This window comes from Allobosea sp. P1_A7 (assembly GCF_056406775.1).
In genome coordinates, this window is record NZ_JBFTZN010000166.1 from 1 (window position 1) to 12665 (window position 12665).

General features: G+C 66.8%; 7 protein-coding genes. 5 read left to right on the forward strand and 2 right to left on the reverse strand.

Annotated elements, in window-relative coordinates; translation table 11 throughout:
- The 5 genes from AC1D34_RS24475 to AC1D34_RS24495 all read left to right on the forward strand — a co-directional run.
- The coding region (locus AC1D34_RS24475; protein ID WP_476825593.1) for an autotransporter domain-containing protein at window positions 1–5852 on the forward strand (5852 nt) is incomplete at its 5' end.
- 249 nt (window positions 5853–6101) lie between these two features.
- Window positions 6102–9395, forward strand: coding sequence for an adenylate/guanylate cyclase domain-containing protein (locus AC1D34_RS24480; protein WP_476825594.1), 3294 nt, complete (start codon window positions 6102–6104; stop codon window positions 9393–9395).
- 18 nt (window positions 9396–9413) lie between these two features.
- A complete protein-coding gene (locus AC1D34_RS24485) occupies window positions 9414–10094 on the forward strand; it encodes a peroxiredoxin-like family protein (RefSeq protein WP_441490988.1) in 681 nt (226 codons plus the stop codon).
- A gap of 33 nt (window positions 10095–10127) precedes the next feature.
- Window positions 10128–10937, forward strand: a complete 810-nt coding sequence (locus AC1D34_RS24490; protein ID WP_476825595.1) for a class I SAM-dependent methyltransferase — start codon at window positions 10128–10130, stop codon at window positions 10935–10937.
- Between the two features lie 344 nt (window positions 10938–11281).
- On the forward strand, window positions 11282–11476 hold the full coding sequence (locus AC1D34_RS24495; protein WP_476825596.1) for a hypothetical protein: 195 nt from the start codon (window positions 11282–11284) through the stop codon (window positions 11474–11476).
- A gap of 137 nt (window positions 11477–11613) precedes the next feature.
- Here AC1D34_RS24495 and AC1D34_RS24500 read toward each other — a convergent pair whose 3' ends face one another.
- On the reverse strand, window positions 11614–11937 hold the full coding sequence (locus AC1D34_RS24500) for a hypothetical protein (protein ID WP_476825597.1): 324 nt from the start codon (window positions 11935–11937) through the stop codon (window positions 11614–11616).
- 261 nt (window positions 11938–12198) lie between these two features.
- Window positions 12199–12665, reverse strand: a 467-nt coding sequence (locus AC1D34_RS24505) for an aspartate-alanine antiporter-like transporter (protein ID WP_476825598.1), incomplete at its 5' end; no start/stop codon positions are given.

A 12665-nucleotide genomic window follows, 5' to 3' on the forward strand; every position in this document is an offset into this window, starting at 1 on the left:
GGCTGGTGCTGCTGCAGTCCGGAGAAGTCCTCGTCAGGTCGGTGATTTCGGGCGGCAATGGCGGCGCAGGCGGTGCCGGCGGTACGGGCGGGGACGGCGCCGGAGGTGTGCTCGGCCAGAACTGCCCTCCGGGCCTGCCCTGTTTCCTCTGGGGAGACGATGGCGGGGACGGGTATTATGGCGGCAGCGGCGGCAATGGCGGCGATGGCGCAGCCGGGCTCTATGCCTCCGGCTCCGGCCCGATCATCGTCCAGAACCAGTCGGTCATTCGCGGCGGTGACGGCGGTGCCGGGGGCATCGGCGGAACGGGGGGCGGGGGCAAGAACGGCGGCGACGGAGGCCACGGCGGCAGCGCCGGCAATGGCGGTGACGGTCTCGTCCTCGCCGCCGGCGGCAGCCTCGAGGTTCAGGCCGGAGGACTCGTTGCCGGCGGCAAGGGCGGCGCTGGAGGGGCGGCCGGCGCGGCAGGATATGGGTCGTACAATATCGATCCCGGCCATGATGGCACTGCGGGCCAGAACGGGCGCGGCGGGCGTGCTGTGTCGGGCGGCGGCGGCGTTCGGATCGTCACGGCGGGGCAGATCGAAGGCGGGCTCAATCCCGACGGGTCGCGTGCCGATGCCATCAATCTGAGCGGCGGCGGCAATACGCTGGAATTGCAGGCGGGCTATCGCATCCTCGGCACTGTCGCCCTGACCCGCGACGACAGCAATCCAAACACCCTCGTCCTCGGAGGCTGGCAGAATGCCAGTTTCGACTTCAGCGCATTGGGCAATGCCAGCCAGGCCTTCGGCACCTTTGCGAAGGACGGCCCGGGCACCTGGACCGTGACGGGCGCGGCGAGCTTCAGCACGATCAGCGTCAGGAATGGCGGGCTCGTCCTGTTCGGTGCGGCGGAATTCTCCAGCACGACGGCGGTCATCGCGCCTGATGCGGGCTCCCATGCTGCCGTCACGATCTCCGGTTCCGCGGCCAAATGGAACAATGCGGTCCCCATGGTCGTGGGCGACAGTGGGGATGCGTCGCTGACCATCACGAATGGCGGTACCCTGACCAGCCTGTTCACGCTCTTCCAGCCCCAGCTCGGGATCGCCACGATCATCGGCAAGGAGGCCGGCTCTCGCGGCACGGTCCTCATTTCCGGGCCAGGGTCGCACTGGAGCAATTATTCGGCGCTGTACCTCGGGATCGACGGCTCAGGTCATATGACGATCGCCAATGGCGGGAGCCTCGACAGCTATGGCGAGACGATCATCGGCGGCAAGCCCGGCGCGCCCGGCTCCGATGCCGTCGTCACGGGTGCAGGCGCGCGCTGGACCGTGCATCGCGGCCCCGGCTACCTCGAGCGCGCCGAACTTGGCGTCGGCAGCACGAGTTCGCTGCTCATCTCCGATGGTGGTCGGGTCCAGAGCGACACGGTGGCGGTCGCCGGCAGCCTCGTCGTCACAGGTGCCGGTTCCGTGCTGACCACGGTCAATTCGGATGCCCTCTATCATGGCGTCGAGGCCTTCACCCTGTCGGGGCTCGGCGGCGCAGCCGCAACCGCAACCGCGACGGTCTCGGATGGTGGGCTGATCGATACCGGCAAATATGTCATCGCCTTGAAGGATTACGGCCCCAGCTCCTTGAACATCGGTGCTGGTGCCGGGGCTGCGGCAGCCGCTCCCGGATTCCTGAAGACCGGTGGCGTGCGAATCTCGACAGCCGGTGCGCTCGTCTTCAACCACACGGCGTCGGATTATCGCTTCGATGCGGCGCTCTCCAGCGCCAGCGCGGGCGCGGGGACGATCCGGCTGCTCTCGGGCACGACGATCCTGACGGGCGACAGTTCGGGTTTCTCGGGCGCTGTGACGGTGGCGAGCAGCACGCTCAGGATGGCGGGCTCGGCGCGTCTCGGCGGCGCCATCGCGATCAATGCTGGCGGCCGCGTCGAAGGCGAGGGCAGCCTGGGTGCGATCACGATCGGCAATGGCGGCACCCTGGCGCCCTCCGGCCCGACCTCGCTGACCGTCAACGGCAACCTCACGGCGAATGCAGGCGGCACCATCAGGCCATCGGATGCCGCCCCGCTCATCGTCAACGGCACGCTGACACTCAACGCCGGCAGCAACTACGATTACCAACTGCGCAGCGCCGACGCCCCCGCGATCGACTCCGCCACGACACAGGTCAATGGAAACCTCGCCCTCAATGGCGGGATACTGAACATCGGCGCCGGTTCGCAGCCCATGATCGGCTTCCATCGTGTCTTCACCTATACCGGTGCCCTCTCCGGCGGCGGCCTCGGCATCGGGAGCACGCCGGCGACCAGCCCGTTCGCCTATGACTACAGAATCGACATCTCGCAGGCGGGCAAGGTCGACCTGCTCGTCCAGCAGAACGGCCTCAACATCCTGCAGCTCTGGGGCACGACATCGGCGGGCGGCGCATCCGGCACCTGGAATGCCGGAAGCCAGAACTGGTTCGACTATGCCGGCGCCGCTCCGACGCAATGGGGCAGCGGCTACGGTGTCTTCCGCGGCCCGGGCGGCACCGTTACCGTTGACGGCCAGCAGAACCTCGTCGGGCTGCAATTCGCGGGCGGCAGCTACACGCTGGTCGACGGGGCCGGAGGCAGCCTGAACCTGCGCGGCTACAATAACGGCAGCTTCGTCATCACGACGCCGGAGATCCGCGTCCTCGACGGCGAGACCGCAACGGTCGCCCTGACGATTACTGGCTCTGACGGTCTCGCCAAGACCGGCGACGGCACGCTGATCCTGTCTGGAGCCAATACCTATACCGGCGGCACGGAGATCGGGGGCGGCACGCTTCAGATCGCCGATGACGGCAATCTTGGCGGTGCGGGCGGCCTCACCTTCGACAATGGCGCGCTCCATACGACCGCGAGTTTCACCTCCGGCCGCAGCATCACCCTGCGCGACACCGGCGCCATCGACACCGATACTGGCACGACGCTGCAGCTCACCGGGGCGCTCACTGGCGCGGGCGGGCTGATCAAATGGGGCGCCGGTACGCTCGCGCTTTCAGGCAGCAACAGCTGGTCCGGCGGCACGCTCATCACGGCCGGAACGCTGATCGCAGAGAGCGCCGGAGCCCTGCCAGGGATGACCGGCTACGTCCTGACCGGCGGCAGGCTCGATCTCAACAGCTATCATCTGGCGATGAGCCAACTCGCCGGCACAGGCGGCGAGATTGCGCTCGGCGCGGCTACGCTGACCGTCGACCAGGCCGAGGACAGTGCCTTCGCCGGCAGCATCACCGGCGCCGGACGGGTCGAGAAGGCGGGCTCCGGCACACTCTTCCTAACCGGGACGAGCAGCTATTCCGGGGGCACGGCGATCCGCGGCGGCACCTTGGCCATCATCGCCGACGCCAATCTCGGCAATGCATCCTCCAGCCTTGCATTGAGCGGGGGAGGCCGGCTGGCGACGCTCGCCGACATCACCAGCAGCCGCGCGGTCACGCTCACCGGCTCGGGCACGATCGAGACCATCGCGGGCACGACGTTGGCCCTCGGTGGGGCAGTCAGCGGCACTGGCAGCCTGGTGAAGGACGGCTGGGGCACGCTCGCACTGACAGGAAGCGCCAGCCATRGCGGCGGCACGACGATTGCGGCCGGCATGCTGCAGATCGGCAATGGCGGGACCTCCGGCGAACTCGCCGGCGATGTCGTCAACAACGCCCTTCTGAGCTTCAACCGCACGAACGACTACGTCTTCGCCGGCGCCATCTCGGGCAGCGGCAGCGTCGTCCAGTCCGGCAGCGGCACGACGATCCTGACCGGCAATAACAGCTATTCCGGCGGCACGGTGATCAGGGCTGGCGTGCTCGAGGTCGCGTCCGACGGCAATCTCGGCGCCCGGGGCACGGCGATCAGCTTCTTCGGCGGCGCGCTGCGCTTCGGCACCGCGTTCGACACCAGCCGCACCGTGCTGCTGCTGGGCAACGGCACCGTCGATACCAATAGCCGCGACGCGACGCTGACGGGTGGGGTCTATGGCTTTGGCGATCTGATCAAGACCGGGGCGGGAACGCTGACGCTGACCGGCACCAACTTCTATCGCCGCACCGTCGTCGCGGCGGGCAGGCTCGTCGGCGACGCAGCCTCGATCTCCGGCGACATCGCCAATAACGGCACGGTCGTGTTCGATCAGCGCAGCGACGCCAGCATCGCGAGCGTGTTCTCCGGGACGGGACGGTTCGACAAGACCGGCCGCGGCGGGCTCGAACTGCGCGGCGACAGCGCGGGCTATTCCGGCACGACCACGGTGTCGGCGGGCATGCTCGTCGTCAATGGTTCCCTTGGCGGCGAGATCGACGTGCTGGCCGGCGCCAGACTTCAGGGCAGCGGTTCCGTCGGCGCAACGACGATCCGCTCCGGCGCGACGATCGCGCCCGGCAACTCGATCGGCACCCTGACGGTTACCGGCGATATCGCGTTCGAGCGGGGCGCGATCTACGAGGTCGAGGTCGATGCCAGCGGCATGTCGAGCGACCTGATCCGTGCCGGTGGTGCGGCAAGGCTCGGCGGCGGCTCGGTGGTGCATCTCGGTGAGGACGGCAATTATCGAGCGAACCAGCGTTATACGATCCTGACCGCGGATCGGGGCGTGCAGGGCCGCTTCGACGACGTCAGCTCGCGCTATCTCTTCCTCGATCCGACACTGGGCTATGACGCGACCAGCATCACCTTGACCTTGCTGCGCAACGACCTGCCTTTCTCCGCCCTCGCACAGACCCGCAACCAGACCCAGACGAGCCTCGGCCTGGAAAGCCTGGACGAGGCCAATCCTCTCTGGCAGCGCTTCACGCAGCTGCGCGACGAGGATGAGGGACGGCGCGCATTCGACAGCCTGTCCGGCGAGATTCACGCCTCGGCCAAGACCGTACTGATCGAAGGCAGCCAGATGGTGCGCAGTGCGGTTTCCGACCGGATCCGCKCGGCCTTCGACGGAATCGGTGCGCCGCATATCGCGACGCTGGCCTATGCTTCGGGCAAAGGGACGATCTCGACGGCCCCGGCGGAAAGCCTGGCGCTATGGGCGCGCGGCTTCGGCTCCTGGGGGCAGACACAAGGGGACGGCAATGCCGCCTCGCTCACGCGCTCGACCAACGGCCTCGTCGCCGGCCTCGACCTCGCTGCCACGGCGGATAGTCGGGCCGGCATCATGGCGGGATATTCGCGCTCGCATTTCGAGGTGGCGCGCCGCAGGTCGCAGGGCGACGCGGACAACTACACGATCGGCCTCTATGGCGGGGCCCGCTTCGATCGTCTCCGCCTGACCGGCGCGGCGAACTTTGCCTTGCACGATCTCTCGATGCGGCGCTCGGTCTCCTTCCCGGGAGGCGGCGAGCAGCTTCTGTCGGGCTATGGAGCCCACTCCCTGCAGGCCTTCGGCGAGATCGCCTATCGTCTCGACTTCGGGCCCGGCGTGTTCGAGCCCTTCGCCAATCTTGCCTATGTCAGCCTTCGCAGCGATGGCTTTCGTGAAACGGGCGGCATCGCAGCTCTGTCCGCGGGCCCGCAGACCACCGCCGTGACCTTCGCAACGCTCGGCCTGCGCGCGCAGACCAGCGTCGAACTCGGCGGCAGCGCGGTGCAGCTCAACGGCACGCTCGGCTGGCGCCATGCTGGCGGCGACCTGACGCCACTCTCGCTCCAGGCCTTCGCCAGCGGCGCCCCGTTCTCGATCGCGGGCGTTCCGATCGCCCGCGATGCGCTGGTGGTCGGCGCGGGCATCGGCATGAAGCTCACGCCGGCGGCCGAGCTCAGCATCGCCTATGATGGCCAGTTCGCGCGGGGCGTCACCGACCATAGCTTCAACGCCAGGCTTGGAATGAGGTTCTGAGGGCAGGGACGACCGCGCACGCAAGAACGTTCTCGGCCCGACGGCAAATCGCTCATGGTGCAGGACGCGCCGACGCGATCGGCTGCCGCCGAGAGCCCGACCGGCCAACTCGCCGCGTAGGAACGGCCGACCGATTCCGTTATCGCGCCGTCGCTTGCAGCCTGGCCGTTATGGGTTCAACCTCATGAAGGCCGTGCGGCAAGGCGTGAGGCGAGAGCAGGCTTTTACGGCCCCGCGAGGTCTTGGTCGATGGACTGCTCGGGCTGCGGTTTCCAGATCGAAAGCGGCTTTGCCTTCTGCCCGAAATGCGGCGTGCGCCAGCCCGTGCCGTGTTCGAGTTGCAGCTTTCTCTGCGCGCCGGATTTCGCCTTTTGCCCGCAATGCGGCGCCCGCACCACCGCGAGGGCCACTCCTCAGACAGCGTCCGCGTCGAGAGCAATCGCTGCGATGGATTCCCGGATGCCAGCACCCCTTCCGGACGTTGAAAGGGACCATACAACCGCGCCGCCGGTCTCCGATGCGGATCGCAGGACGGTGACGGTCCTGTTCGCCGACCTCAGCGGCTTCACCGCGCTCAGCGAGCGGCTCGACCCCGAGGTTGTCCAGACCTTGCAGACCGCGTTGTTCACGGAACTGACGGCGGCTGTGCAGAGCTTCGGTGGCTTCGTCGACAAGTTCATCGGCGATGCGCTGCTCGCACTGTTCGGCGCACCTGTCGCGCATGAGGATGATCCCGAACGCGCGCTCCGCGCTGCGCTCGACATGATCGCCCGCACGGCGCGGCTCGGCGAAAGCTCCGCCGCCGGAAGTGCTGAAATGGTGCTCCATATCGGCATAAACACCGGGCCGGTCGTCGCTGGAGGTCTCGGCGTCGGCACTGCGAAATCCTATTCGGTGACCGGCGATACGGTGAACACGGCGCAGAGGCTGCAATCGCTGGCTGCCCCAGRCGAGGTGCTGGTGGGTCCGCTGACCTACCGGCTGACCCGGCATGCCTTCTCCTATACCTCGCTCGGTGAGGTCGCCCTTCGCGGCAAGTCCGGCAGCGTGCTGGTGCATCGGCTGGGCGGACCGCTCGCATCACCCCGTGCAGCGCGTGGGCTCGATGCACTCGGCCTCAGCGCACCGCTGATCGGCCGCGATGCGGAGCTCCAGCGCATGCTGGCGAGTCTCGACCAGGCCTGTGCTGGCCAGGCGCAGCTTCTGCGCCTTGTCGGTGAGGCCGGCATCGGGAAATCTCGGCTGGTGAACGAGTTCGTCGGCCGCCTCGGCTGCGAGGAGCGCTTTCGCGACGTTGCCGTACGGCAGGCCGCCTGCTCGCCGCTTGGCGAACAGTCCTTCGGCGCCATCGGCGCAGTCGTGCGCAGCGCTGCCGGGGTGATGCAGAACGATGCTCCCGACGAGATGCGCTTGAAGCTCGCAGCCTTGCTGGCCAACCTTGGCATGGCGGGCGAAGAGGCGGAGCGATTGATGCCGCTGCTCTACCATGTGCTCGGCCTGGGCGACCCCAAGGCAAGTTTGCAGCATGTCGAGCCCGAGCAATTGCGGCGGCAAATCCTCCATGCTGTCTGCACGATCATCGAGCGGCGCCTGGCTCTGTCGCCGCTGCTGATCGTCGTCGAAGATCTGCACTGGGCTGACACGGTATCGCTGGAAGCGCTGCGTTTCGTGATGGACAGGCTGGACCGATCGCGGCTGATGCTGGTGGTCACTCATCGCCCCACGCAGCAAAACGACCCGCTGGACTCAAGCCGCTTCAGCCATACCGCGCTCAGGCTGACGCAGCTTGGAGACAGCGACGGACGCCGCCTGCTCGCGGCCCTGTTCGGCGAGGGCTGGCTGAGCTCCATCGGGGCGCTGCCTGAGAGGATCCTCGAGCGCGCCGGGGGCAACCCCCTGTTCCTCGAGGAGATCGTGCGCGGCCTGATCGAGCTCGACGTGCTTAAGCGCGACGGCCAGCACTGGCAGATCGTGGCGGGCGAAGCCGCAGTCAGCATCCCGGACACGATCCAGGCGATGTTGCTCGCCCGCTTCGACCGTCTGCCGCAGGAGGCGCGGCGTCTCGCGCAGGAAGCCGCGGTCATTGGCCCTCGCTTCGATGCGACGCTGCTTGCAGCGGTGACCGCCGACCCCGCCAGGCTCGAAGCCGGGCTCGAACTGCTTGGCGACGCGGAAATCATCCAGAAGGCCGGCACAGGCGCGATCTCGTCGCAATGCTACCGCTTCACGCAGACATTGCTGCACGATGTGATCTATCAGAATCTGCTGCTGCTACGACGGACCGAACTGCACGGGCAGATCGCCACCGCCTTCGAGGGCCTGTGCGGCGAAAGTCCCGAAAGGCTCGAAGATCTGACCGTGCTCGGTCATCATTTCGGGCTGAGCGCAGAGCGGGAAAAGGGCGCGCAATACCTGCGCGAGGCCGGTGATCGCGCCCGCATGATCTATGCCAATGATGACGCCCTTCGCTTCTACGAGCAGGCGCTCGCGGCGCTGGCGACGGCCGAACCGACAGGGGTCAGGCTGCAGCTCGGCGAGCGGATTGCCGATCTCTGCGGCCCGACCGGCCGCCGTGCGCTGGCGCATGAGCATTATGGGATGGTGCTGCGGGTCTATCGCGAGAACGGCGACCGCGTCGCCTCGGCCCGGGTTCTTCGCAAGATCGGCCGCCTGCTCTGGGATGTCGGCAAGCGCGACAAGGCCGAAGCCTGCTACGCCGAGGCCGCGACACTTCTCGACGGAGCTGACGCGCCGATCGAGCAGGCGCATCTCTGGCAGGAGCGCGGCCGCCTGGCGTTCCGGACCGGCGATCACGCGCGTGCAGCAGAATGGGCCGACGCTGCGCTCGCATGCGCGTGCACGCTGACCCCGGACGAGGCCTCCGGGATCGGGCGCGAGGCAGCGCTCGTGACTGCGGAAGCGCTCAACACCAAGGGCGTCGCGCTGGCCCGGCTCGGGCGGAACCGCGAAGCTGTGCGCGAGGTGGAGCGAAGCATAGAGGTGGCCGAAGCTGCCGACCTGCCTGGCGCCGCCTGCCGCGGCTACACCAATCTCGGCGTGCTCTATACAACGATCAATCCCGTGCAGGCGATGGAGGTGTGTCGGCGCGGCCTCGAGATATCGCGGCGTATCGGCGATCTGGGTTTCCAGGCACGCCTCCTCACCAATCTGGCGGTCGCCTGCTGCACATTCACGGACCGCTGCCCGACAGAGGGCGTTCCGGCGGCGGAGAAGGCGGTGGAGATCGACCGTGCGCTCGACCAGCGCGAGCACCTGCCTGTGCCCCTGATCGTGCTCGGGCAGATTCACCAATGCCAGGGGCAACCAGACATCGCGGCCAGCTTCTACAACGAAGCGCTCGACGTTGCCCGCGAAACGGGCGAGCCGCAGCTGCTCTTTCCATGTTATGATGGTCTCGCGACACTCAATCTCGACCGTGACGATCTGGCGGAAGCCGACCGTTACTTTTCGCTGGCGCAAGACGTCTGCGCCCGGCACGGGCTCGACCCGGAAGCGCTCGTGGTGCTGCCTTTCCTCGATTGACCGCGGAGGAGGTTGGATATGCTCGCGCAGGCCGACATGGTTCCTCTTCAACCCGGCGACAGGGCACCGAACGTCGTGCTCGACGCCATCACCCGCGAGGGAAAGATCGCGATCGACGACTTTCGCGGTCAAAAGCCGGTGCTGGTCGGCCTGTACCGCGGCTTGCACTGTGCCTTCTGCCGGCGCCATATCGCCGCCCAGGCGCAGCTCGATCCGGCGCTCCGTGCTGCGGGCGTCGAGAGCCTGACCGTGGTCAACACGCCGATTGAACGCGCGCGGCTCTATTTCCGTTATCATCCGATGCCCAATCTTCTCGCCGCCTCCGACCCCAAACGAACCTCCCACCAGGCATTTGGCCTGCCAAATCTCGAATTCACGGAGAACGAGACGGCGTGGCCGCACAAGGTCTCGGTGGCCGCCGTGCTGGGTATGCGGGTCGAGATTCCCGGCGAGACGCCAGGACCGCTCGACCCGCTGGCGGGGTCGCAATTCCTCGACAACAAGGACGGTTACGAACTGACCGAGGCCGACCTGGAGATGAAGGCGACAGGCCTTGGCCAGCTTGTCGGCCAGTTCCTGCTCGACCGGCAAGGCATCGTGCGCTGGTGCTTCACCGAAGTTCCGGAAGGGGGGCGTTACATGTTCGGGGCGCCGAACCCCCAGGAGCTCATGTCGGCCGTTTCCCAGGTTGCGCAGTAGGGAGGTTCTTCAGCGAGCAAGGAGAGCCCCACCATGCCGTCCAGCTTCACCGTCCGCAGCGCCAGCGGTTATGAGCAGCTCATGGGCCGCTGGAGCCGTCAGCTTGCCGGCCCGTTCATTGATTTCGCCGGTATCGCCCCTGGCGAGCGCGTCATCGACGTCGGCTGCGGCACAGGCAGCCTGACCTTCGCGCTGTCCCAGGCAGCGGAAATCGCCGAGGTCGCAGCGATCGACTTTTCACCGATCTTCGTCGCGGAGGCCCGGCGCCGGAACAGTGATCCGCGGATCACGATCAAGGAGGGCGATGCCTGCGCCATCCCTTTCCCCGACGACGAATTCGACCGGGCCCTGTCGCTGCTCGTCCTGCACTTCGTGCCGGCAGCCGACAAGGCGGTTGCCGAAATGCGTCGCGTCGTGCGGCCGGGCGGCGTTGTCGCAGCCGCCGTTTGGGATCATCTCGGCGGGATGTCGGGGATGCGCATGATGTTGGACACCCTCGCTGCGCAGGACGAACAGGCGCGAAGCCTGCGCGCTCACTACTGCTTCCAGCCCATGATGAGGCCCGACGAAATGCGGCAGACCTTCACGGCGCAGGGCCTCGAGAGCGTCGAACAGACCTCGCTTCTGATCAGGATGGATTACGCGAATTTCGCTGACTACTGGGACCCGTTCGCCGCCGGGGAGGGGCCGCTCGGCAAATATGTAGCGGGRCTCGATCCGGCATCCCGGGCAAAGGCCGGTGAAGCCGTCAGGGCCGCCTATGAGGCCGGCCAACCTGATGGTCCGCGCTCATTTGCGGCGGTCGCCTGGGCCTGCCGGGGGGTGGTTCCCGGCGGTGGATAAGGACCACCGGCATAGGCCTCGATCAGCTGTTAGCTTGGCCGCCGCAACACCGCCCGAGGCCAGAAAGCCCCGGGATGGCGCACGCCAGACCTGGCTGATTTGCGCGGCTGTAGCAGCTGACTGAAGGGTAGTCCGGGCGCATGCCGGTTTCGCACGTGGCTCGGAAATGTTCAGGCAGCCCGATGCCGCTGAATACTGCTTCCAGAATGAATTTTGCGGGCAGGATCTTCTAGAATTTGCTTGCACCGCGAGCGGGCACCCCCGACAAATGAGGATGAGAGTCCTCTCGTTCGCCACCGTTCAGCGACTTGTTCCTGAAACGGGCTTTGGGAAAGGGGATCAAGATGTTGGACCGCTTCGTTGAGTCCGTTCTGAACGTCGCCGCCGTCGTCGCCGGGTGGTTTGTGCCTCCGGGTGCACACAAGTTCGGACTGATCCAGATGGGCGTTTCACTCCTGCTGGTCACCGCCCTGATTGCGCTTGTCGCGTTCTGGCGGCACGCACGAAGTCGGCGGCGACACGCGCGCGACGATGCATAAGGCTGACCGGCTCGAGCCTAGCGCGTGGCTCCCATGACAAGGCTCCGGGCTTATGAGATCGGAGCCTTGACCATTCCGGAGAGCCGCCTGCCGGCCCTCCGCCTATTCAGCGGGGAGATTATCCCGCGGGAGCGAGCCTACCAGCGCTCATAATGGTGCCGGCGGTAGCCATGTGCAGGCGCCCAGGGCGGCGGACCACCATGGCGACGGCCATAACCATAGCCGTAGCCGTGACTATAGCCATCGCGGCGGCCGTAATATCGCTGCCGATCCATGTTGCCCTGGATGATCATCAAGCGTTCCCGCTTCGCCTCGGTCATGGCGAACGCCAACGGTTGCTTGTCGAGCTGCTGCGCAATCGAGGGCGCAATCGCTTCGCTGGCGTGAGCTGCGGGCGCGAGGCCGGCCATGGTTGCGGCCGCGYCCAAGACGATAGTGGCTGTGATCAAGAACCGACGCATCGGGGTTCTCCTTCTTTCCTCCCGGCGATTAAAGCCTTCCGAGAGGGAACGCAGGATGAACGGAATTGTTCGGCTCTGTTCAGGAAGCGCCCATCAGACGAAGCTCCTTGTGAGATAAGGAGAGCGCCATCTCTGCTGCGATCAACCCGCGCACTGCCACGGTTCTTTCCTCGAATACCCGAAAGCACGCGCGACCTGAGCTTTCGCCAGGGGGGCTGGATGTCCACAGCGTGGAAACGGACCCGCAACAGATCGGCTGCCCTAACGCRACATGATTCCGATCAGGATCGGCCCCCAGGCCGTGAGCAGGATATTGCCGATGGCATAGGGCACTGTGTAACCCAGCGCCGGAATGCTGCTCTGGGCCTCGTCCTGGATGGCCCTGAGCGCCGCCGTGATGGTGCCGGCCCCGGCGCAGGCGCCGAGCACGATGAGCGGGTCCATCTTAAGGACGTAGCGCCCGAACAGAATGCCGATGGTATGCGGCAGCAGCGCCGAGACGAGGCCGACGAGGATCAGGCTGACGCCGGTCGCCTTCAGGCCCGAGACGAAACTTGGGCCGGCGCCGAGCCCGACGATGCCGATGAACATGCAGAGCCCGACCGTATCGAAGATCCAGATCGCYGGCTCGGGAATGCGGCCGTAGAAGGGGTACACGGAGCGCAGCCAGCCGAAGACGAGCCCCATGAAGAGCGCGCCGCCGCTGGCGGTCAGTGTCAGTGGCACAC